This window comes from Solirubrum puertoriconensis (assembly GCF_001483135.1).
In the GTDB taxonomy this organism is placed as follows: Bacteria; Bacteroidota; Bacteroidia; order Cytophagales; family Hymenobacteraceae; genus Solirubrum; species Solirubrum puertoriconensis.
In genome coordinates, this window is sequence record NZ_LNAL01000008.1 from 161,849 (window position 1) to 182,239 (window position 20,391).

General features: G+C 59.5%; 24 protein-coding genes. 16 read left to right on the plus strand and 8 right to left on the minus strand.

What is annotated here, in order from left to right; genetic code table 11:
• Window positions 1-18 precede the first annotated feature (18 nt).
• The 3 genes from ASU33_RS14830 to ASU33_RS14840 all read left to right on the plus strand — a co-directional run bounded on the left by ASU33_RS14830 (window position 19) and on the right by ASU33_RS14840 (window position 2,081).
• Window positions 19-219 (plus strand): FeoB-associated Cys-rich membrane protein, encoded by a 201-nt coding sequence (locus tag ASU33_RS14830; RefSeq protein ID WP_059071641.1) that lies wholly within the window; start codon window positions 19-21, stop codon window positions 217-219.
• A gap of 128 nt (window positions 220-347) precedes the next feature.
• The gene (locus ASU33_RS14835; protein ID WP_059071642.1) at window positions 348-689 is read left to right on the plus strand and encodes a hypothetical protein; all 342 of its coding nucleotides are present in this window, start codon (window positions 348-350) and stop codon (window positions 687-689) included.
• A gap of 105 nt (window positions 690-794) precedes the next feature.
• Window positions 795-2,081 carry an erythromycin esterase family protein gene (locus ASU33_RS14840; RefSeq protein ID WP_059071643.1) on the plus strand — a complete coding sequence of 429 codons (1,287 nt, stop codon included), beginning with the start codon at window positions 795-797 and terminating at the stop codon, window positions 2,079-2,081.
• Window positions 2,082-2,257: 176 nt separating this feature from the next.
• Here the strand turns inward: ASU33_RS14840 and ASU33_RS14845 are convergent, their stop codons facing one another.
• From ASU33_RS14845 to ASU33_RS14855, 3 genes are all read right to left on the minus strand, one after another.
• The gene (locus ASU33_RS14845; RefSeq protein ID WP_149867248.1) at window positions 2,258-3,547 is read right to left on the minus strand and encodes a protoporphyrinogen/coproporphyrinogen oxidase; all 1,290 of its coding nucleotides are present in this window, start codon (window positions 3,545-3,547) and stop codon (window positions 2,258-2,260) included.
• A 37-nt stretch (window positions 3,548-3,584) separates the two neighbouring features.
• On the minus strand, window positions 3,585-3,926 hold the full coding sequence (locus tag ASU33_RS14850; RefSeq protein ID WP_149867249.1) for a hypothetical protein: 342 nt from the start codon (window positions 3,924-3,926) through the stop codon (window positions 3,585-3,587).
• A 243-nt stretch (window positions 3,927-4,169) separates the two neighbouring features.
• Entirely contained in the window at window positions 4,170-4,811 is a 642-nt protein-coding gene (locus ASU33_RS14855; RefSeq protein ID WP_059071645.1) for a c-type heme family protein, read from the minus strand.
• Window positions 4,812-4,905: 94 nt separating this feature from the next.
• Between ASU33_RS14855 and prfA the strand changes: the two genes are divergently transcribed.
• From prfA to ASU33_RS14870, 3 genes are all read left to right on the plus strand, one after another.
• Window positions 4,906-5,979 (plus strand): peptide chain release factor 1, encoded by a 1,074-nt coding sequence (gene prfA, locus ASU33_RS14860; protein WP_059071646.1) that lies wholly within the window; start codon window positions 4,906-4,908, stop codon window positions 5,977-5,979.
• Between the two features lie 153 nt (window positions 5,980-6,132).
• The gene (locus tag ASU33_RS14865; RefSeq protein WP_059071647.1) at window positions 6,133-6,729 is read left to right on the plus strand and encodes a GNAT family N-acetyltransferase; all 597 of its coding nucleotides are present in this window, start codon (window positions 6,133-6,135) and stop codon (window positions 6,727-6,729) included.
• Entirely contained in the window at window positions 6,722-7,123 is a 402-nt protein-coding gene (locus ASU33_RS14870; protein ID WP_059071648.1) for a diacylglycerol kinase family protein, read from the plus strand. Before ASU33_RS14865 ends, ASU33_RS14870 begins: the two co-directional genes overlap by 8 nt.
• On the opposite strand, the gene ASU33_RS14875 is transcribed toward ASU33_RS14870, so the two are convergent.
• The gene (locus ASU33_RS14875) at window positions 7,124-7,678 is read right to left on the minus strand and encodes an RNA 2'-phosphotransferase (protein ID WP_059071649.1); all 555 of its coding nucleotides are present in this window, start codon (window positions 7,676-7,678) and stop codon (window positions 7,124-7,126) included.
• Window positions 7,679-7,771: 93 nt separating this feature from the next.
• Here ASU33_RS14875 and ASU33_RS21835 point away from each other — a divergent pair, with 93 nt between their 5' ends.
• From ASU33_RS21835 to ASU33_RS14900, 5 genes are all read left to right on the plus strand, one after another.
• Window positions 7,772-8,239, plus strand: coding sequence for a DUF6970 domain-containing protein (locus ASU33_RS21835; protein ID WP_286130578.1), 468 nt, complete (start codon window positions 7,772-7,774; stop codon window positions 8,237-8,239).
• A gap of 72 nt (window positions 8,240-8,311) precedes the next feature.
• The gene (locus ASU33_RS14885; RefSeq protein ID WP_059071650.1) at window positions 8,312-8,791 is read left to right on the plus strand and encodes a DinB family protein; all 480 of its coding nucleotides are present in this window, start codon (window positions 8,312-8,314) and stop codon (window positions 8,789-8,791) included.
• 95 nt (window positions 8,792-8,886) lie between these two features.
• Window positions 8,887-9,513, plus strand: coding sequence for a thioredoxin family protein (locus ASU33_RS14890; RefSeq protein ID WP_059071651.1), 627 nt, complete (start codon window positions 8,887-8,889; stop codon window positions 9,511-9,513).
• Window positions 9,514-9,589: 76 nt separating this feature from the next.
• Complete coding sequence (locus tag ASU33_RS14895; RefSeq protein ID WP_059071652.1) at window positions 9,590-10,180, plus strand: nitroreductase family protein; 591 nt, start codon at window positions 9,590-9,592, stop codon at window positions 10,178-10,180.
• A gap of 41 nt (window positions 10,181-10,221) precedes the next feature.
• On the plus strand, window positions 10,222-10,932 hold the full coding sequence (locus tag ASU33_RS14900; RefSeq protein ID WP_059071653.1) for a pirin family protein: 711 nt from the start codon (window positions 10,222-10,224) through the stop codon (window positions 10,930-10,932).
• A gap of 75 nt (window positions 10,933-11,007) precedes the next feature.
• Here the strand turns inward: ASU33_RS14900 and ASU33_RS14905 are convergent, their stop codons facing one another.
• Window positions 11,008-11,823, minus strand: coding sequence for a DUF4382 domain-containing protein (locus ASU33_RS14905; RefSeq protein ID WP_059071654.1), 816 nt, complete (start codon window positions 11,821-11,823; stop codon window positions 11,008-11,010).
• Between the two features lie 223 nt (window positions 11,824-12,046).
• A complete protein-coding gene (locus ASU33_RS14910) occupies window positions 12,047-15,172 on the minus strand; it encodes an AsmA family protein (RefSeq protein ID WP_059071655.1) in 3,126 nt (1,041 codons plus the stop codon).
• Between the two features lie 152 nt (window positions 15,173-15,324).
• Between ASU33_RS14910 and ASU33_RS14915 the strand changes: the two genes are divergently transcribed.
• Together ASU33_RS14915 and ASU33_RS14920 are read left to right on the plus strand one after the other, a co-directional pair.
• Window positions 15,325-16,395: a PorP/SprF family type IX secretion system membrane protein gene (locus tag ASU33_RS14915; RefSeq protein ID WP_160328209.1), complete on the plus strand. Its 1,071-nt coding sequence runs from the start codon at window positions 15,325-15,327 to the stop codon at window positions 16,393-16,395.
• Window positions 16,396-16,466: 71 nt separating this feature from the next.
• Window positions 16,467-17,735, plus strand: a complete 1,269-nt coding sequence (locus ASU33_RS14920) for an SUMF1/EgtB/PvdO family nonheme iron enzyme (protein WP_059071657.1) — start codon at window positions 16,467-16,469, stop codon at window positions 17,733-17,735.
• A gap of 70 nt (window positions 17,736-17,805) precedes the next feature.
• Here ASU33_RS14920 and ASU33_RS14925 read toward each other — a convergent pair whose 3' ends face one another.
• Both ASU33_RS14925 and ASU33_RS21940 read right to left on the minus strand, forming a co-directional pair.
• Entirely contained in the window at window positions 17,806-18,315 is a 510-nt protein-coding gene (locus ASU33_RS14925) for a ComF family protein (RefSeq protein WP_286130579.1), read from the minus strand.
• A 51-nt stretch (window positions 18,316-18,366) separates the two neighbouring features.
• On the minus strand, window positions 18,367-18,501 hold the full coding sequence (locus ASU33_RS21940) for a double zinc ribbon domain-containing protein (protein ID WP_350308182.1): 135 nt from the start codon (window positions 18,499-18,501) through the stop codon (window positions 18,367-18,369).
• A 125-nt stretch (window positions 18,502-18,626) separates the two neighbouring features.
• Between ASU33_RS21940 and ASU33_RS14930 the strand changes: the two genes are divergently transcribed.
• From ASU33_RS14930 to ASU33_RS14940, 3 genes are all read left to right on the plus strand, one after another.
• On the plus strand, window positions 18,627-19,007 hold the full coding sequence (locus ASU33_RS14930; RefSeq protein WP_059071658.1) for a carboxymuconolactone decarboxylase family protein: 381 nt from the start codon (window positions 18,627-18,629) through the stop codon (window positions 19,005-19,007).
• A gap of 2 nt (window positions 19,008-19,009) precedes the next feature.
• Window positions 19,010-19,369, plus strand: coding sequence for a hypothetical protein (locus tag ASU33_RS14935; RefSeq protein ID WP_059071659.1), 360 nt, complete (start codon window positions 19,010-19,012; stop codon window positions 19,367-19,369).
• A gap of 191 nt (window positions 19,370-19,560) precedes the next feature.
• Entirely contained in the window at window positions 19,561-20,325 is a 765-nt protein-coding gene (locus ASU33_RS14940) for an exodeoxyribonuclease III (RefSeq protein ID WP_059071660.1), read from the plus strand.
• The last annotated feature ends 66 nt before the right edge of the window (window positions 20,326-20,391 follow it).

Sequence of the window (20,391 nt, forward strand, 5' to 3'; positions counted from 1 at the left end):
GCTAGTTTTGCAAGCGTTATGCTGATTCAGGAACTCATCATTCTGGCGCTTTTCCTAGGTGCGGCCTTCTACGTGGGGCGCCGCCTATGGCAGAGCTTCTTTGCCAAATCGGAGGGTGCTTGCCCCAAAGGTTGCGGGGGCGCGTGCAGCGCTATCAACGTCGATGCCCTGCAGCGCACCATTGAAAAAGCTCAGCAGCAAAAGCAACAGCCCGCCTAGTTAAGCATTTCGCTTCTGGCATATAACCCGCCCCGCCCATGGCTGCGTATAGCCGGGGCGGGGCGGCGTGTTTTCGGCCGCTTCGTTTTCCTTCTCTCAATCCTTCCACACCAAGCACCCCCTGCGTTATGCAAGACAAAGAAGAAGAACGCGCCCTTGTCAACGTCGAACGAAAGCTGACCGAAGACGGCTTTACCTCCGATTTCAACGTGCAAGACGGCCGTTTGTGCGTTATCGGCTCCGAAACCAATAAAACCTACGGCCCCGAGGAGGTGACCATCGTTGATTTTTACCGTTTTGAGGGCGAAAGCAACCCCGACGATATGTCGATTCTGTACGCCATTGAAACTGCCGACGGCATCCGCGGCACCATCTCGAATGCCTTTGGCACCTACGCCGATGCCGACGTGGACGATTTTCTGCGGAAAGTAGAAGACCTAGGAAAAAACCTCGACAAGGCACACAAGTAAGCCTTCGCCCGTATACCTATTGCCGCGCCGCCACCAGTTGCCTCTCTACAACCTAGGGAGCAGCGGGGGCGGCGCTCCGTTTTTCATCCTTCCCCCAAGCTGGCCATGAAAACAAGCATTCCTCACCACCCGCTGCGCCGAGCCGCCGACCTCGATCCGCTCCTCGAGGCCATTGGTGATGCGCGCGTGGTGCTGCTGGGCGAGGCCTCGCACGGCACCCACGAGTACTACACCTGGCGCGCGGCCCTGAGCAAGCGCCTGATTCAGGAGAAAGGTTTCAACTTTATTGCTGTGGAGGGCGACTGGCCCGATTGCTTCGAGGTGAACCTCGCCGTGAAGCAGCAGCCCGACGCCCAGCCCAGCTCCAAATTGCTGCAAACCTTTAACCGCTGGCCCACCTGGATGTGGGGCAACTGGGAAATTGCGCACTTGGTGGATTGGCTGCGTCAGCACAATGCCCAGCAGCCTACGGGCCAGAAGGCCGGTTTTTATGGGCTCGATGTTTACTCGTTGTGGGAGTCGCTGGAGCAAATCATGCAGTACGCCGGCCGTAAAGGCGAAGCCGCAGCCCAAGCCGCCCAGCGCGCCTACCAGTGCTTCGAGCCGTACAGCGCCGACCCGCAGGAGTACGCCGAGGCCGTGGCTTTTGTGAGCGAAGATTGCGAAGACGAAGTACTCACGATGCTGCGCGCCCTGCAACGCCGCACGCCTACCACCGGCACCGACGGCCTCGAAAAGGAAATAGACTTTGCCACCGAGCAGAATGCGCTGGTAGCCGTGAATGCCGAACGCTACTACAAAGCCATGCTGCGCGGCGGGGGCTCGTCGTGGAACGTGCGCGACCACCACATGATGGAAACCCTGCAGCGCCTGCTCGATTTGCACGGCCCCGACAGCAAGGCCATCGTGTGGGAGCACAACACGCACGTGGGCGACGCCCGCTACACCGATATGGTGGCCGATGGCATGGTGAACGTTGGCCAGTTGGCCCGCCAGGAGCTCGGCCGCGAAAACGTGTTCATCGTAGGGTTTGGCTCGTACCAAGGCTCCGTAATTGCGGGCAAAAGCTGGGGCGCCCCCTTCGAGAAGATGACCGTGCCCGAAGCGCGCAACAACTCCTGGGAAGCCCTGCTGCATACCGATATCGGTCAAAATGCGCTGCTGTTCTCGAGCGAGCTGCGCCGCCACGATGCCCTGCTCGACCACCTAAACCACCGCGCCATTGGCGTGGTGTACCGGCCCGAGCGCGAACGGTTTGGTAACTACGTGCCCACGGTAGTGCCCGAGCGCTATGATGCGTTCCTGTACATCGACGAAACCAAGGCGCTGCACCCGTTGCCCACCGCCGCCGACGAGCACGTACCGCCCGACTTGTACCCCTGGGTGTACTAGCCCGAGGGCGCTGCTCGCCTCAAACCAGCCTATTGCCCCACGTATCTGCGGTGGCACCTAGGACGAAATGCTTCGGCTGCGCCTTTGCATGACGACCTAAGGAAGTCGTTGCCGCGTAATACGGTACTTCGGCTCGTGCCTCAGGATGCCCGGAGCGAAAACAAGTGCATTGCTAATCAGCCCTGCCGCTGCGCAATAATGGCTTCGGCTACTTCGCGGCCGGTAGCCATGGCGCCGTTCAGCGAGGGGTACGAGGCCCAGTCGCCGCAACGGTACAGGCTCTCGGCCAGCTGCAACGGTTGGCGCGCGGGTTGCCCGGCTTCGTACGCTGGTAAGGCGTGTTCGAGGTGGTAAGTACCTAGGCGGCGCCACTTGCCAGCCGTTGGGCCAAACCAAGCCATTAGTTCCTCGCGCAGGCGCTGGGCTAGTTCGTCGTCGGCGAAGCCGTGGTTGCCATGCGTACTTACCGATACCAGCGTTTGTCCCACCGGAGCGTACTCCTGCGCCACATCACTCAAAAAAGCCACGTTCTGCGCCAAAGCATTGGGAGCGGCGTTCAGGCGTAACAGCCCGTCGGCGCGGCCGGGCGAGCGGCCCTCGGCAGCAAAGTACGTGCAGGTAGTACGGCGCGCCTGGGTGGGCTCTTGTGTGCTGAGGGCCGGCACCAACTGGCGCAGGGCGGGGCCATCGGTGGCCAGCACCACGGCGCTGCCCTCGTAACTGCGGCCATCGGTTAGCTGCACCCTAGGTCCGTCGATGGCGGCTACGCGGGCGTGCAGTACCACGCTTTCGGCCGGGAGGCGCGCTGCTAGCTGCTTGGGTATTTCCTGAATGCCGCGAGCGGGCAGGGCCGCGTCGCCTTCCACAAACTGCTTGAATACGAACTCGAAGAAGTTACTGGCCGTGGTCAGCTCCCGATCGAGGTACACGCCGCCGAAGAAAGGCCGGAAAAACGATTCGATGATTTGTTCGCTCCAGCCGTAGCGCCGCAGAAAAGTAAGCGTATCGGTGGCTTCGCGGGCCAGCAGTTCCTCGCTGCTGTGGCGCGTTACGTGTTGCGCCAAGCTTACCAAGCGCAGCTTATCGGCCAAGCTGCCAATAGGCGCCGCAACGGCCGATAGCCCGCGCAAGGGCTGCCGCAGTGGGTTGCGCAGGGTAGTTTCTTGACCAAAGGGCAGCCGAATAACTGCACCCGAGGTGAAGGTTTTCAGCTGCAGCGCGCCGTAGTCGATGAGCCGCTGCACCTCGGGGTACTTGGTGAGCAGGATCTGAAAGCCGTGGTCGAGCCGAAAGCCGTCGGGCGTAACGTCGGTGCGCACGCGGCCACCCACGGCATCGGCCGCTTCGAGCAGCAGCACTGGCCAGCCGGCGCGGTGCAGGTAGCAGGCACAGGTGAGTCCGGCCATGCCGGCTCCAATGATGATAACGGGCTTTTGAGCAGCGGGGGAGGAGGCGTCGGGAGTCATACGTTGCCCAAACTTGAAAGTAGGCCGTAAGGTTGGCTTAGCCGTAGAGTTTCACCCCGTACTGCTGCTCGAAAGCGCGAATCTGTTCATAGCTCAGATTTTGCTTGAGCAGAAACGTACGTTGCCCTCCTACCATTTCCCACACGGGCACCCGCCGCTCGTACCACGCTTGCAGCAGTTGCTGCAACGTTTGCGCTTGCTGTTGCTGGCGAATACGCACTGCCATTTCGGGCCATTGCCCAATCCGTATTGTCGTTTCCCCCGGCGAACCTACCCACCGAAACGCGGCTTGCAGGTACCCGCAGTAGTCCAGTTGGATAGGCGAGCCAACGTGCAGTGACTGCTCTTCAATCCGGCCGTGGCACTCCCGGTAAGCCACGTCGGCGGTGAGTGTTAATACGCCAACCACCTGCTCGCTTCTGCTGGTCAGGGAAAATCCAGAAAAAGACAACAAACCCACCTCAACGCCGGCAGCCGGGGGTTCGGGTACTAGAATCGGCAAGCTCAACAACAGTACCTCACCCGGGTGAAAATACTCTCCACGCAGGGCAGCTCGATGAGCCCGCTCCAATAAATTGGGAGAAACATAGGGCATAAGTGGGCAATTACAGCGTAGGCTACCCTACCACAAGCGGCGGCGCTTCGGAATCTTGCGGGTTTTCTGGGTGTAGAATTCGGCCACCCCTTTGCGCGTCATCGGAATATCCCAACGGCCAATTAGCTGCCCGGCTGCATAGCCTGTTAGCTGCTTGCCGGGGTACGTTTCACCTAGGAGCTTGGCATCGGCGGCGGCAACATCGGTGCCCACTTGCCCGTGGCAGCGCAAGCACATATCGTTCGGCATCAGCACCAAGGGGCTCTGCACCAGAAATTTCTCCTGACTGGGGCGCTGGGCACGTAGCGAGTCGCCTTCGGTAATGGGGCGGGGCGGCAGCAGCTCGCGGTGCGGCTGTGCCTCCAGCTCGCGGGCTAGCGTAACCACGGCGGGCAGGCGCTCGGGCTGACAGAAAGGGTGCGCTGCGGCCACGCCACCGGCATTAAGGCGCTCGGTAAGCTGCGCGCGCCAGCCGCGGTCGGCGGTGCGGGTAAGCGAATCAGCAGCCCAGCGAGCGGCCTGCAGCAATTGCTCGGGCTTAATGCGCTTGGGATGAAAGTTTTCGACCTCGCGGGCCAACTCCTTGGTGTTCTCCAGGTGCTCAACTTGGTCGGGGCGGCAGGCGGCCAGCAGGGGCAGCAAGGCCAGCAGGAATAGGCTTCGGCGCATATAGCAAAACGACAACACTGCCGGAACCACTCCTAGGCCCGACGGGTTTTGTACCTTTGCAAAAGTACCGCCCAATTTCGGACCCCAACGACCGATGCTCGACAAATTAGAGGCTATCAGCCAGCGCTTCAACGACGTGAGCCAGCAACTGCTGGACCCCGAGGTCATGAGCGACATGAAGCGCTATAAAGCCCTCAACAAAGAATACAAAGACCTCAACAAGATTGTAACGGAGTACAAAGCCTACCAGAACGTACTCTCGAACATCGAAGGCGCCCGCGAAGTCATTGCCACGGAGAAGGATCAGGACTTCCGCCAGATGGCCAAAGACGAGCTGGACATGCTGCTGCCCGAGCAGGAACGCCTGGAAGCCGTCATCAAAGACCTGCTGATTCCGAAGGACCCGAACGATTCCAAGGACATCATTATGGAAATCCGGGCCGGGGCCGGCGGCGACGAAGCCGCGCTGTTTGCCGGCGACCTGCAGCGCATGTACATGCGCTTTGCCGAAAAGCAGGGCTGGAAGATGGAACTCATCGACGCCATGGAAGGCACGGCGGGCGGCTACAAAGAAATTATTGTGGCGGTGCGCGGCGAGGACGTGTACGGCAAGCTGAAGTTCGAATCGGGCGTGCACCGCGTACAGCGCGTGCCGGCCACCGAAACCCAGGGCCGCATCCACACCTCGGTGGCTTCCATCGTGGTGCTGCCCGAGGCCGAGGAATTCGACGTCGAACTGAACATGAACGACATCCGCAAGGACTTATTCTGCGCCTCGGGCCCCGGCGGGCAGTCGGTAAACACTACCTATTCGGCCGTACGCCTGACGCACTTGCCCACCGGCTTGGTGGCCCAGTGCCAGGACCAGAAGTCGCAGATGAAAAACTTCGATAAGGCCCTGCAGGTTCTCCGCTCGCGCGTGTACGAGATGGAGCTGGCCAAGAAGAACGAAGCCGAAGGTGCGCAGCGCAAGAGCATGATTGGCGGCGGTGACCGTTCCGACAAAATCCGTACCTACAACTACCCGCAAGGTCGCGTTACCGACCACCGCATCGGCTACACAGTATACAACCTGGTATCGGTGATGGACGGCAACATCGACGACTTTGTGGAGCAGCTGCGCATCGCCGAAAGCGCCGAGCGCCTGCAAGAAGGCACTGTGGCTTAAACTTCGCTGCCTTTCACTTATTTGCTATTCGTCAAAACGGGTTCTGCTACGGCGGAACCCGTTTTTTTTGCCTCTGGCTTAGTTTCTTTGCACTCGTACCTAGCGTTGCTGCAGGCCGTCGGCAACTCGCAACCAACCTGACTGCTCCTGCCCATGGATTGTTCGCGTTGCATTACGCTCGAGAATAGCCGCGTACGGCTGCGCCCCCTCGAAGCCTCGGACTTTGATGCTTTAAAGCAGATTGCTTTCGATGCCGACATTTGGCGCTATCTGACTACCCCTCCGCCGCGCGACAACATGGCTTTGGCCGCCTACCTAGCGCAAACGCTAAAGGACCGACAACAAGGCAAACGCTACCCCTTCGCCATCATCGACTTGGAAACTGGGCGCCTGGCCGGCAGCACCAGCTACGGCAGCTTTGCCATGCCCGATGGCCGTTTGGAAATTGGCTGGACGTGGCTGGGCAAAGAGTTTCAGCGCACAGGCGTAAACCGCGCCGCCAAGCACCTGCTGCTGAAGTATGCCTTTGGCGAGCTGGGCTGCGAACGGGTAGAGCTGAAAACCGATTTGCGCAACCACCAGTCGCAGGAGGCCATGCGCCGCATGGGCGCGGTGCAGGAAGGAGTGCTGCGCAGCCACATGGCCCTGCCCGATGGTTCGCGCCGCGACTCAGTGTACTTCAGCATTCTGCGCTCGGAGTGGGATAAGCTGCGCCAGTCGGTATTTAGGGAGTACGACAGCCGTGGCTAAGCCCCCGAGCCGGCACCGCGCGCGTTGGCGCCACGAGGTAGCCTCGTTTGGCTACGCCTTGCAGGGCATTGGCGAAGCCCTGAAATCGGAACCGCACCTGCGCTTTCATGCCCTGGCCACCGTGGCGGCCGTTGCCCTAGGTGCGTGGCTGCAATTGCCTAGGTACGATTGGGCCTTGGTGGTACTGGCCATTGGCGCCGTCTGGACGGCCGAGCTGATGAATACGGCCGTGGAAAGCATTGTCGATTTGGTGTCGCCCGACTTCCATGTGCTGGCCGGCCGCGCCAAAGACGTAGCCGCTGGCGCCGTGCTGCTGGCCTCGTTGGCCGCCGTGGTGGTAGGCTTGCTGGTGTTTGGCCCGCCGCTGTGGGCCAAGCTGCTGCCGCTGCTGTAGCTACTCGGCGGTACCTAGGATAAACCGCGGCGGTACGCTATCCGTCAGCCACACGCCGTTTTCTGATTGGTAAAATAAGTGCCCTAGATCGTGCATCTGGCCGGCGGCAATGGTCAGCACCACGGGGCTGCCGTAGCGCTGGCCCACGCTGCGGGCGGTAGCCGCATCAGCCGAAAGGTGCACGTGGTGGCGCTTTTGTTTGAGCAAGCCATGTTGCCGAATGCTGCCCAGATTACGCTCGGCAGTGCCGTGATACAACAACTCGGGTGGTGTTTGCGGCTGGTAGCCTAGGTCGATGGAAACCGAATGGCCTTGGTTGGCCCGAATGCGCTGCCCATCGGGGCTGAAGGCAAAGCGCTGCTTGTCGTTGTTGGCTACTACGGCCTCCAAAGTGGCCTGGCTAATGCCGCGGCCGTGCTGCTGCAGTCGCTCCAACAACTCTGCTACATTGGCCCAGCCGGCGCCATCGAGCCGAAGGCCGATAAGCTGCGGCTGGTGGCGCAGCACCAACGACAGAAACTTGCTTAGGCGGCGGTCGGAATCGGGGGTAGCCATGGCAACGCTGATTGCGTAAGGGAAAAGTAAGTAAGCCCGTCTGGCAACGCCGGGGCAAGTTGTAGATTTGCCGCCTTCTCTCGAAAAAAGCCTATGCGCTGTATTGCTGCTTTTGCCCTTGGTGCTTTGCTGCTGAGCGGTTCGTGCGCCCGCCGCGTCGACCTGACTACGCCCACCGATACCTCGGAACCTAGGGCTACGGGCAACGCCTCCACGCCCGCACCCACCACCACGCCAACCACCATTCCGGTGCCCGACGGCGGTCAGGTTCCTTTCGACAAGCGCAACCGCCCCACGTGGCTGGACGACAAGATCAACAAGTACCTGGCAGCCAAGCCCGAGAACCCGCCCATCCGCATCATGAGTTACCAGTACAACGGCCAAACGGTGTACTACGAATCGGCGCCCTGCTGCGACCAGTTCACTACGCTCTACGATGCCAAAGGCAACATCCTGTGCCGCCCCGATGGCGGCATAACGGGCCGCGGCGACGGCCGCTGCGCCGATTTTGAGAAGCGTCGCACCAACGAACAACTGGTGTGGCAGGATCCGCGCCAATAACCTTTTGCTCTTTACCTCGGGTAAGATGACCTACTCACACCTAGGCCCGTCTTCCGCATACACTACTCAACAATGATTAACACGATCGAAAAGCTCGGCGCCTACAACGTATGGGCCAATGGTAAACTACTCAGCCACCTCGATGGCATTGTAGCCACCGGCCAACAGCTGCCCGAGCGCGCCCTTCGCCTTTTTAGCCACGTACTGAATGCCCAAGCCATTTGGCTGGCGCGCCTTACGGGCACCCAAAGCCCTGTAAAAGTGTGGCAGGAGCACGATTTGCAAGGCCTGCACAAGCTGCACCAGCAAACTTCGCCCTCGCTGCACCAGTACATGCAGGATGCCGACGATGCCGAGATGACGCGCATGATCAGCTACGCCAACTCGCTGGGCAACGCCTACGACAGCCAAGTGTCGGACATCCTGACGCACGTGTGCGTGCACGCCAACTACCACCGTGCGCAAGTAGCTGCCGATTTGCGCCAGAACGGCTTAGAGCCCATCAACACCGATTTTATTACCTATTGCCGCGAGCTGGCCGGCCAGGCTTAGGCCGCGTAACCTAGGGGGCCGCTCCCTGCGTTTCAAAACCCTTCCAGCTCGGGAGGGTTTTTTATTGCTCCTTTACCTTATCAGCCACAGAAACCATGTCGGATAATACCACTGCCTCGGCGGCCGTGCTGGCGCCCGAGCGCCTGGCCCAGGCCTATACTTACGAATCGTACCGCCAACTCATCGACGATTTGCTGGCCCAAGGCCTCACCACGGGCCCCAACCAATCGGCCGATTTGCTGAAGTACGCCCGCCTGAACGAACAGCGCATGTCGCGCATCGACAAAACGGTGGTGCTGGTGCCCGAGCTGCAGGCCGAACTCGACCGCCTGCAGGGCCGCTACGTGTGGCTGGTGCTTACCGAAGGCTGGTGCGGCGACGCCGCCCAAATTGTGCCCGTGTTCGAAGCCGTGGTGCGCGCCAGCCACGACAAGCTAAAATCGGCCTACCTGCTGCGCGACGACAACCTGGACCTAATGGACCGCTACCTCACCAACGGCGGCCGCTCCATTCCGAAGCTCGTTGTGCTGCAAGCCGATACACTGACCGAAGTAGCCACTTGGGGCCCGCGTCCAGCTCCGGCCCAGGAGATGTTTCTGCGCCTGAAGGCCCAGCAGCTGCCCTTCGAGGAATTTGCCACCCAGTTGCACAGCTGGTACGCCAAAGACCGCACCCAGAGCACCCAGCAAGAGTTGTTGGCACTGCTGCAGCAATTAGCTTAGCTGCCCCAACCAGCCCGGCCCCGCGCCACCTAGGCGGTCCGAGGCATCTCTATTTCCTCCGATTTACGCTTTGTTCATGTCCGTAAAACACGCCCAAACCAAGTACCCGGTAGCCGATTTCATTAAGCACCGCTGGAGCGCCCGTTCGTTTTCCAACCAGCCCATCGACGACGAAACCTTGCGGACGCTGTTTGAGGCCGCGGCTTGGGCCCCCAGCGCCATGAACGAGCAACCCTGGCGCTTTGTGTACGCCCACCGCGAGCAAACCGAGGCTTTCGGGCAGCTGTGGAGCTGCTTGTTGCCCGGCAACCAACCTTGGGCTAAAAATGCGGCCGTGCTGGTGCTGGTGCTGGCGCACAAAGCCTTTGCCCAAAACGGCCAGCTCAACCGCCACTACCTGCACGATACGGGCATGGCCACTACCAATTTGTTGCTGCAAGCCGGCGAGCTGGGCATTCATGGGCACCCCATGGGCGGCTTCGACGTGGCCAAAACGCGTGAAACATACAACCTGCCCGACGAGTTGGAGCCCGTTACCGTACTGGCCCTAGGGTACGTGGGCCCAGCCGAGCAGCTGGAGGAGCCATTCCGTTCGCGCGAGTTGGCCGCGCGCAGTCGCAAACCCCTCGAGGAGTTCGTATTCGAAAACAATCTGCCCAAGCAGTAGCTTCTGCTGCTACCTTCCACACCTCATTCTGTTCTGCTGCAATGAAAACCCAACGCTTTGCCGCCGCCGAGCGCGGCCTAAAAGACATTGGTTGGCTGCAAAGCAACTTCACCTTTAGCTTTAGCTCCTACGCCAACCCTGCGCGGTCCGGCTTTGGGCTGCTGCGCGTGTTCAACGACGACTTTGTGAAGCCCGGCAACGGCTTTGGCATCCATCCGCACCAGAACATGGAAATCATTTCCGTGATGCTGGCCGGCCGCATGAACCACATCGACACCCTAGGGTACAAAGAAGTAGTGGAGCAGGACTGGGTGCAGATTATGAGTGCCGGCGCCGGCTTGCGCCACGAGGAGCACAACGTGGGCGACGACGAGGTGAACTTCCTACAGATCTGGATCGAGCCCAAGCTGCAGAACATCAGTCCGCGCTATCAGCGGCGGCAGTTTCCGCGCGAGCAGCGCCGCAACAAGCTCACCACCGTAGTGTCGAACGAGGAAGGCCAGGCCCATTGCTGGATCAACCAAAACGCCAAGCTGAGCCTGGGCTACTTTGATGCTGGCCAAACGCTGACGTACTCGCTGAATCCGCTGAATAAGTGCTTGTTCTTGTTCGTGATTGAGGGCGAGCTGCGCGTAGCCGGCGAGCCGCTGCCCAAGCGCGAAGCCCTAGGTATTTGGGAGACGGACAGCCTCGCCATCGAGTGCACCTCCGAAAGCCAGTTTCTGCTTATCGAGGTACCCGTAAACCACTAAGCTTTACTTCAGAAACAACAAAAAGCCCGCCCGGCTACTGCCGGGCGGGCTTTTTGCATGCGTGGCTAGCCGCGACTACTGCACCGCAATGGTGCCTAGGTCGGTGGTAGCGTTGTTGGTTACGGTTACGCCGGTGCGGGTTACCTCTTTGTAAGCCGCCTGGTTCTGCGGAGCCGTAGTGGTCGGGAACAGCTTTACGGTGTAAGTACCAGCTGGCAGGCTCATTAGCTGGAAGCTACCCGTAGCATCGGCTTGGGTGCTGAACGTATCGGGCACCGTGATGCTTTGGCGAATGGCCAACACTTGGGGCAGGGCAGCCGAGGGCGAAGCCACGCCGCGCAACATGCCGTTCAGGTCTTGGGCTACTACGCGAATTACCGGCTTGAGCAGGTAGCGGTCGGAGCCGTTGCCGCGCTCTACAATGGATTTAGCCACGTCGAAGTCGAGGAGCAGCTGATAGGTTTCGCGCTCCTTCAGGTTCACGTTCTGCAGCTTCAGCTTTACGCCCGAGGTTTGGCCGCTCGGGGTTTTGAGGGCGAAGGTGCCGGTGCGGGTGGTAACGGTGTTGTTGGGGCCGAGTACCAGGCGAATTTCCTTGATGTCGCCGGGCTCGAAATCGGTATCCACGAGCAGCGCCGACTTGCCGTTCACGTACTCAAGGATGTTGATGCTTTGTGCCGTGAAGGGCAGGTTCTGCCAACCATCGGGGTTGCCTTCGTCTTTGAGGTGTACCTCAATCTGGCGCAAGTCGAGGTTCACAGCCCGGAAGTCGCCAGGAGCGTCGGTCATCCGAATCTGCAATTTGGCCGACTTCGAATCGTTGTCTTTGCCGCAGCCACCTAGGGCCAGGGCGGCCATCAGGGCCAGCGGAGCGAGAGGAGATTTTTTCATTGGTGGAGAAAGAGGAGGCGGGGAAAAAATGCAAGCGGGCCTAATACGAGCGAACGGAAAAAAGGGTACGCAGCATAAAATATACCATTTCGGCTATTAATATCCTTCCGGTTACAGCATCGCCGCACTGGCTGCTTGTTAAAAATCCTCAGCGATAATCGGACCAAAAACAAACCGGCCCGCCGATGCAGCTCGGCGGGCCGGTACCTGGGAACATTGCAACTTACTTACGTCCAGCGGAGGTAGTATCGGTTTTGGTAGGCTCGGGCTGCGGCGCCTCGGTTGGCGGAGTAGCCTCGGTTGGGGCGGATTGTGCTGGCTGCGCGGGCTTCTTGCGGCGGTTCAGCAGGTTATCGAGGCCCTGGCTGGCCTTGGCTTTCAACTTGGCTTCGGCTTCGAGGCGCTTTTTTTCAATTTCCTGCTGTGCCTTGGCTTGCAGCTCCAGTTGCTTGCGCTCCAACTCGCGGCGGGCGCTGTCCTGGGCTACCTGGGCTTTGGCGGCCAGCTTAAGCTTGGCATCATCCACCTTGCTCTGCACCACGCTTTGCACGAGGCTCTTGGCTAGGTCCTTGGCTTGGGCTTTGGCACCAGCCGTGGTGAGGCGCACCTCGGGGTTAGCCATGGTGCCTCCAATCTTCAGGCCCATCGTTACGCGTTCGGTGCCTTTGATGTCCTGCACACCGGTTAGCTGCGTGAGCTTGGCGTTGAGCTGGTTGCCGATTTTGCCGGTAGGCACATCCAGCGCCATTACGTACTCGAGGTTGCCCGCCACGTTAGAGGAGCCGCCCACGGTAGTCTTGATCTGCCCAACGGTGAAATCAAACGGCTTGACAATGAAGTTGCCGTTGAGCATTTCAGCAGCCACGTCTTTGTTTTCCACCACAAAGCGCTTCAGTTCTTCCAGTTGGGTAAGGTTGCTCACCTTGGCCAGTGCAGGCGAGCTGCCCACGGCGGCGCGTACCACCTCAAACAAGCCTTTGCCGGTAAGCGTGCTGTACACGGGCATCATGTCCTGGCCCATTTCGCCGCTCACGTTGAAGTTGGTGGAGAAAATACCCTCCACCTGCGAGGCCAGCGGCAAGAGTACCTTCACGGAGTTGAAGGCCCGGAAAGCATTTTGGAAATCGAGGTTCTTGATGTTCAAGCCCAGCGAAAAGCGCGGATGCTGCAGGTTCTTGCTGCTGTAGCTGCCGTTGGTAGCAAACGCACCACCTAGGGTGTTGAAGGTAAGCCCGTTCAGGTTCACCGTTTCGTCGTTCACGGCCACGGTGCCCTTCACGTTGTCGAGCTTCAGGTTGTCGTACACTACCTGGCCCACGTTGGCATTCAGCTTCAAATCGAAATACTTCGGAATTTCCAGCACGCCCTGGGCAGCGGCCGGTGCTGCTTGGCCTGGGGTGGCCGCTGTGGCCGTAGCAGTAGGCTTGCCGCTTACCTCGTCCACCATCCACTCGTTCACGTTGAAGCGGCGCGAGTTCACGGTGAGGTTGCCGCGCAGCGGCTGGCCAGGCGTGAACAAATAGCCCATGTAGTTGCTGATGGTACCCGAAGCCGCAATGTCGGACGAGCCTACGAAGCCCGCCATGTTCTGCAGCACAATATTGGCGTTGTTGAACGTGGCCGTGGCCTGCGTAATGCGCATGCCCTGCGGCAAATCGGTGCTCTTGTAGGTTACGTTTTGGGCATTCACCGTGCCCGAAGCCACGATGTTCTGGTAGCGTTCGGCCTCGATGTCGGCCATGCTGCCTTTGGCGGCAATGTTGCCGTTGAGGCGGCCCGTTACGGTCATGCCTTCAAGCGGGAAGATCTTGGTCAGTTTGGTCAGGTCGACTACGCCTTTCACGTTGGCATCGAACACGGGCTTGTCGATGTTCTGGGCCGCCACGCGGCCCTCCAGCGGTTCGCCGTCGAGCAGCATCCGGAACTGCGGAATATCAATACGCGTGTCATTCACTTGGCCGGTGGTGTTCACCACGGTGCCATTCAGGGTCAGGTTCTGAATGGGGGCCGGAAACTGCTTGGCCTTTACGTAGCCGTTGGTGAGGCGCAGGGCGGCCTGCGTTACCGGCATCTGAGTTTTTGAGTACGTGCCTTTGGCGGTGGCATCCACAAATAGCAAGCCGCGCAGCACCATGTCGGGCACGGGATACACCTTGGTCGCTTCAGCCAAATCGATGTTGGCTTTCACGCGGCCATCCACTTTCATGGGCTCCAAGCCATCAATGGCTACGCTGCCGTCGACAGGGTTCTTGCCTAGGTCGAGGTGGAAGCGTTTGACGTTGACCTTCACGTTGTTGGTGAAGCCCGAGGGGTTATCCACCTGCATGTCGATGTTGATGTTGCGGGCCGCCTCTGGCAACTCGGGGTAGTGGAACATGCCGTTCGTTACCTGCAGGTTTACGCCGTAGCCGGGCATACGCACCTCGTTTTGCACTCCCTTGAAGTAACCATCGAACGCCACCTTACCGGCGGTTTCAATCTTGTCAAAATCCTTCGTGAAGGTGCCCGGCACCAAACTTAGAATGTTCTTAAAATCGGTTTCGAGCGCCTTGAAGGTGAGGTCGTAGGTGATATCGGTTTCGTTGGGCAGGCCAATAGCGCCTTGGAAGCTGAACGGAAAGTCATTCAGCCGCACCTGGTTGTCCTTAAAGGTGAAGAGCATCTTGCCTAGGTCCATGCCCATGGTCACGTCGGCTGTCAGCTGTTTCTTGTCGAGGTACGTGGTGCCGTCGTAGCTCATCGTCAGGGCTTCGGCCGTGGTCTGCGACTTCAGATCGAACATGTTCTCGGCAAAATTGCCCGCGCCCGAGTGGTCGATGCCGTGCAGCTGCATGGCAAACGGAATGCTCTCATCGGCGTAGCGCAGGCGGCCATCGGCAATTTTCCAACCTTTGATGGTGAGCTTCACGGCGGCCGTGTCCTTGCCCTGCTCGGCCAAAGCTGAGTCCGGAATGACAATATCCCAGTTCGCGCGGCCGCTCTGCAGCACGTGCACGTTGATGTCGGGCTGCTCCAGGTTTACCTGGTTGATCTTGATCTGGTCGCCACCGATAACGCTCATCAGGTCGAGCCCGATATCAAGGCGCGGTAAGTAAGCCAAGGTGTCGCGCGCAAACGAATCTTGCCCAATAATGCGTAGCTGCTCGATGCTCAGCGCCATATCGGGAAAGGTGCGCAGCAGGCTTACGCTCACGTTTTCGGGCTGGTACTCTACCCGCGCCGATAGCTTTTGGGCGAGTTGTTTGTCGAGGGCGGCTTTTAGCTTATCCTTGAAGAGTACCGGCGCTAGCGCAAGGCCAGCTACCAGCACTACGAGGAAAATCAGGAGGCCCAGAAAAAATTTACGCATGGGTATGGTATTGAAGGCGAAGCCGAAACACCTAGGGCAAATGTTCGGCCAGCTTAGGTGGCAGTAGAAAGATGGGCGAATTTGCAATTTTAGTTCCGGCGCCCCGCACCCACGCACCAAACGCAGCCATTCCGCCGTTAGTACCGCCACCTATGCGCGCTATATCTGCCCCCATATGCTTGCCCTGCCGTGCGCTACCCGTGCGGCGCACGTGGGTAGCGACAATGTTGGCGGCAGTTGGAGCCCTAGGTGCCGTATCCGAGTTGCAAGCGCAGGACGTGTACTACTCGCAGCCCTACGCTACGCGGCTGCACCTCAACCCCGCATTTACGGGCCTGCTCGATGACTTCAGCGCGACGTTGGCCTACCGCAATCAATACCCCACGCTCATCGGCACGCTGCAAAGCAGCCAGCTCGCCGCCGATTACCGCTTTCGTGACCAACGCAGCGCCCTAGGTCTGCTGGTGAATGCCGACAGAGGAGGGGGCCTGAACCTGACGCGACTCGAAGCGGGCTTTACCTACGCTTACCGCACCCGCCTTGCCCAGGACTTGTACGCCAGTGCCGGGGCACATGCAGCCTACGGCTCGCAACGCATCAACTACGGCAACCTGCTTTTCGGCGACCAGCTCGATGCCGATGGCAACTCCACCGGCCCTTCGGCCGAGCCCGTTGAGCTGTACGACCCCAAGCGTTACCTCACCCTAGGTGCGGGGGGGTTACTTTACAGCAGCCAAGCGTGGTTTGGCCTCGCCGCGCATCATCTCAATCAGCCGCTTATTGGCTATGCCACAGGTGCTAAGCTTCCGGTTCGATTGGCAGCACACGGTGGGTACAAATACTATTTCGTGCGCAGCAGCGTTAAGCAGCAGTACCGCGAGGTTAGCCTCGCGCCTACGGCCGCCTACACCTACCAAGGCGGTTCGCAGCGCGCCGAAGTGGGCCTTTACGGTACCAGCACTCCGCTTATCCTAGGCGTGCTGTGGCGTGGTGCTTTGCCCGGGCCCGGCAAGGCACAACAAAGCTTGGTAACACTTCTTGGCTTGGCATGGAACGGCTTCCGGTTCGGTTACAGTTACGACGTGAGCCTCAGCCGTTTCAGCCGCGAAGTTGGCGGCGCGCACGAGCTAACATTGTGTTTAGAAAAGATTGACTTGCTCGAAGCCGCGAAGCGTCGGCTCAGGCGCAAAAATTACGCCGCTCCCCCTTGTCCGACCTTCTGAAAACTCGTAGTATTGCATTCAGTTTGCCTATCTCAAGCCTTTTTCGCTCAAGGAGTTCCACGTAAACAAGTATGAATTTTTCCAAGTACCTGCGTTTAGCTGTCGTTGGCGCGTGCGCCCTGTCGGCTTGCAAAAGCGGTCCGCCTTCGGCTCAGAAGCCCGGTAAGTACTCGTCCACCACGGGCATCGAGTACAACACCGAGGAGGGCATGAAGGTAGCTGACTATCAAGGTATCCCGGAAGGCCCGGGCCTTGTGTTTATCGAAGGCGGCCGTACAGTTCTAGGTTCGGGCGAGGAGGACGTGGCCATGACCCACGACAACCTCGAGCGCACTGTGACTGTGGCCTCGTTCTACATGGACGAAGCCGAAGTAGCCAACATTCACTGGCTCGAGTACCTGCACTACGTTCGCAAAGACTCGTCGGAGGAAGTTTACCAGAAGGCGCTGCCGGACACCACGGTGTGGGCCCGCGACCTGTCGTTTAACGACCCCTACGTTGATTACTACCTGCGTTACCCCGGCTTCCGCTACTTCCCAGTAGTGGGTGTAAGCTGGCTGCAAGCCAACGACTACTGCACTTGGCGTACGGCTAAGGTAAACGAAAACCTTGCTGGCATTGCTGACGAAGGTGGTGGAGAGGCTCCGAAGAAAAAAGGTGGCCTGTTCGGCAAGAAAAACAAAGGCGGCGATGCTGCTGCCGATGGTGCCGAAGGCACCGACGAAGAAGGCAAGGTGAAAATCTCGATCGAGAACGGTAACACGCTCCCGAACTACCGCCTGCCCACCGAGGCTGAATGGGAATACGCTGCTCAGGCAATGATTGGCACCCAGGAAACCGGCAACGAAAACCAAGAGAACAAGCGCGTATACCCGTGGGATGGTCGCCAGATGCGTAACCCCTACGGCAAGAAGATGGGCCAGTTCCTGGCTAACTTCAAGCGTGGCCGCGGTGACTACGCCGGTATTGCCGGTTCGCTCAACGACGGTGCTATGATCACGGAGTACATCTACAACTACCCGCCCAACGACTACGGCCTGTACAACATGGCTGGCAACGTAAACGAGTGGGTGCAGGACGTATACCGCCCGCTGTCGTTCGAAGACATGGAAGACCTGAACCCCTTCCGTCGTAACGGTGTCCTCGACGAATCGGAGAAGTACGACAAGAAAGGCTACCAGTCGCTGATCGACGACCACGTACGCGTGTACAAAGGCGGCTCGTGGAAGGACGTAGCTTACTGGCTCTCGCCCGGTACGCGTCGCTTCATGGCCGAAGATTCGGCTACGGCCTCTATTGGCTTCCGCTGCGCCATGATCAACCCTGGCTCGAACAAGTAAGCCACCTAGGGTACCCTACTTACAAACGGCCCGGACTCTTGCAGTCCGGGCCGTTTTGCTTTTTATCTACCTAGGCGCAAGCAATGGTAGCAATGCTCACCCGCGCGGCCCCGGCTTGCAGCAGCTTTTGCGCGCAAGCCTCCAAAGTGGCGCCGGTGGTAAGCACGTCGTCGACCACCAGCACGTGCTTGCCCGTAACTGCGGCGGGTTCGGCCACCTCAAATACGTTGGCTACGTTTTCCCAACGCTCGGCTCGGGTTTTCTTGGTTTGGGTAGTAGTGTAGCTGGTTCGCCGCAGCACATGCGCCGACCACGGCACCTGCAGGCTGGCGGCCAAGCCTTCGGCAAATGCATCAGCTTGGTTGTAACCGCGCTTGGCCAGCTTGCGGCGGTGCAGCGGCACGGGCACGATCAGATCTACCGTACCTAGGCTACCATGAGTTGCTAGCTCCTGCCCATACATCCTGCCGAGTACGGTGCCTATATCCGACTGACCGCGGTACTTAAGTTGGTGCAACAAGTGCTGCACGCGGCCCCGGCGCAGAAAGCGCAAATAGCTGAGCACGTGCCCGACGGGCACGCGGCCCCAAAAGCGCGGCGCCAGTGGGTTATCGGCAGGTGAGAGTAGATGTTAGTCGGTGTAGGGCAGCGCGGTACGGCACGGGGTACATATGTGCTGTTCGCCGCGGCTCAGGGCTTGCTCACAGGCTAGGCAGGTGCGCGGAAAAATCAGCGAAACGAAATCGGATAGGGCAGTGCGCACCATAAGCAACGGCAATGGGTAACTGATCCAGCATACGTGCCTAGGAACCGACTGTTGAAACCTAGGGCGCAAGCAGGCGGTTGTGGTTACTTTCGTGCTTTCACTTAGCCATACCCTTGCCGAAGCCCATGAGCCTCGTTACTGAATTCAACGACTACCGCCAGCGCATGAACGAAAAGATCATGGCGGCGGATAACAAAGTCATCAAGCGCTTCTTCAACCTCGATACCAATACCTACCAAGCCGGCGCCCTCGATGTGCGGACCAAGGAAATGCTGGGCCTGGCCTGCTCCATGGTGCTCCGCTGCGACGACTGCATCAAGTACCACCTAGGCAAGTGCTACGAGGAGGGCATCAACGACTCGGAGATTTACGAGGTGTTTGCCATTGCCAACCTCATCGGCGGCAGCATCGTGATTCCGCACTTCCGCCGCGCCGTGGAGTACTGGGAAGCCCTAAAGGAAGAAACCGCTACGCCGGCTGCGCCCCACGCCGAACACAGCGCCTAGGTATGCTGAATCCCCAGGAAACCGAAGCGCAGTTTGAGCACCGTTGGTGGGAGCTGATGACCGAGCTGCGCCAGCGCTTCGGCAAAAAGCCCGACCTAAATGCCCTGCTGCTGCTCATTGGCGTGCAGGAGCTAGGGCAGGGGGCAGGCCCGTTCTCGAAAGAGCAAAAGCAGGACCTGATGCACATTGCTACCTGCAAGCTGTTCAGCCTATCGGGCTACTACGAGCTGGAGCGCATCGACGAAGACGGCTGGCCGCACTACCGCTTGGCAAAGCCGGTGCCCTTCGCCAACCTGAAAGAACAGGAGCGCATGCTGAGGTGGCACATCCTGGAGTACTTCGCGCAGCAGGAAGACGAGTGACCATTCCGCTTTTCCTGTGAGCGGCGAATGGAAAGACGCTTGACGCATCAGACAAGGTCTCTGCTTCCTTGAACATCCAATTCTAGGCCGTCATGCTGAGCTTGTCGAAGCATCTCTACTGGTAGCGCTGCAACGAAGCGGTAGAGATGCTTTGACAAGCTCAGCATGACGTTCATTTTATTGTTTAGTCTTTGAAAATCATCTCTTACAACGTCAACGGCCTGCGCTCGGCCCTGAGCAAAGGGTTGCTTGATTGGGTGAAAGAAGCCAATCCCGATGTGCTCTGCCTGCAGGAAATAAAGGCCGGCCGCGAGGCATTGGACGTAGCCGGCTTCGAGGCCCTAGGTTATCACGCTTACCTGTACCCCGCCCAGAAACCGGGCTACAGCGGCGTAGCCATCTTCAGCAAGCAGGTACCTAGGTCGGTAACCATGGGCTGCGGCCACGAGCTGTACGACCACGAGGGCCGCGTGCTGCGCCTCGACTTTGCGGATGTATCGGTGCTGAACGTGTACATGCCCTCGGGCACCAGCGGCCCCGAGCGGCAGCAGTTCAAGCTCGAGTGGCTGGCGTGGTTTTCTACCTACATCAAAGCACTGCGCCACACGGTGCCGCCGCTGGTTATTTGCGGCGACTTCAACTGCTGCCCCACGCCCATCGACCTGCACAACCCCAAGGCCAACCAGAACAGCCCCGGCTACACGCCCGAGGAGCGCGCCTGGTTTGCGGCGTTTTTGGCCGATGGCTACACCGATTCGTTCCGGCACCATCACCCCGAAACGCCGCACCAGTACTCGTGGTGGAGCTACCGGGCGGGCAGCCGCTCGCGCAACGTGGGCTGGCGCCTCGATTACCTGCTGGCCGACAACGCACTGCAACCTAGGTTGGCGGCGGCGGGTCTGTTACCCGATGCCGTGCACTCCGACCACTGCCCGGCGTACGTAGAGTTGGCGTAGCCAAAGTCTGGGCTACAACTGGGCAATTTTTTCGAGCTGGCAGTGGTTAAAAGCTCAACGGCGCGG

Coding starts and splice junctions, on each gene's coding strand:
- ASU33_RS14920 (WP_059071657.1), top strand. CDS start 16,467: ATGAATTTTTCCAAGTACCTGCGTTTAGCTGTCGTTGGCGCGTGCGCC.
- ASU33_RS14840 (WP_059071643.1), top strand. CDS start 795: ATGAAAACAAGCATTCCTCACCACCCGCTGCGCCGAGCCGCCGACCTC.
- ASU33_RS14835 (WP_059071642.1), top strand. CDS start 348: ATGCAAGACAAAGAAGAAGAACGCGCCCTTGTCAACGTCGAACGAAAG.
- ASU33_RS14935 (WP_059071659.1), top strand. CDS start 19,010: ATGCTGAATCCCCAGGAAACCGAAGCGCAGTTTGAGCACCGTTGGTGG.
- ASU33_RS14865 (WP_059071647.1), top strand. CDS start 6,133: ATGGATTGTTCGCGTTGCATTACGCTCGAGAATAGCCGCGTACGGCTG.
- ASU33_RS14830 (WP_059071641.1), top strand. CDS start 19: ATGCTGATTCAGGAACTCATCATTCTGGCGCTTTTCCTAGGTGCGGCC.
- ASU33_RS14875 (WP_059071649.1), bottom strand. CDS start 7,678: ATGGCTACCCCCGATTCCGACCGCCGCCTAAGCAAGTTTCTGTCGTTG.
- ASU33_RS21940 (WP_350308182.1), bottom strand. CDS start 18,501: ATGGTGCGCACTGCCCTATCCGATTTCGTTTCGCTGATTTTTCCGCGC.
- ASU33_RS14845 (WP_149867248.1), bottom strand. CDS start 3,547: ATGACTCCCGACGCCTCCTCCCCCGCTGCTCAAAAGCCCGTTATCATC.
- ASU33_RS21835 (WP_286130578.1), top strand. CDS start 7,772: ATGCGCTGTATTGCTGCTTTTGCCCTTGGTGCTTTGCTGCTGAGCGGT.
- ASU33_RS14930 (WP_059071658.1), top strand. CDS start 18,627: ATGAGCCTCGTTACTGAATTCAACGACTACCGCCAGCGCATGAACGAA.
- ASU33_RS14910 (WP_059071655.1), bottom strand. CDS start 15,172: ATGCGTAAATTTTTTCTGGGCCTCCTGATTTTCCTCGTAGTGCTGGTA.
- ASU33_RS14905 (WP_059071654.1), bottom strand. CDS start 11,823: ATGAAAAAATCTCCTCTCGCTCCGCTGGCCCTGATGGCCGCCCTGGCC.
- ASU33_RS14900 (WP_059071653.1), top strand. CDS start 10,222: ATGAAAACCCAACGCTTTGCCGCCGCCGAGCGCGGCCTAAAAGACATT.
- ASU33_RS14915 (WP_160328209.1), top strand. CDS start 15,325: ATGCGCGCTATATCTGCCCCCATATGCTTGCCCTGCCGTGCGCTACCC.
- prfA (WP_059071646.1), top strand. CDS start 4,906: ATGCTCGACAAATTAGAGGCTATCAGCCAGCGCTTCAACGACGTGAGC.
- ASU33_RS14855 (WP_059071645.1), bottom strand. CDS start 4,811: ATGCGCCGAAGCCTATTCCTGCTGGCCTTGCTGCCCCTGCTGGCCGCC.
- ASU33_RS14895 (WP_059071652.1), top strand. CDS start 9,590: ATGTCCGTAAAACACGCCCAAACCAAGTACCCGGTAGCCGATTTCATT.
- ASU33_RS14885 (WP_059071650.1), top strand. CDS start 8,312: ATGATTAACACGATCGAAAAGCTCGGCGCCTACAACGTATGGGCCAAT.
- ASU33_RS14890 (WP_059071651.1), top strand. CDS start 8,887: ATGTCGGATAATACCACTGCCTCGGCGGCCGTGCTGGCGCCCGAGCGC.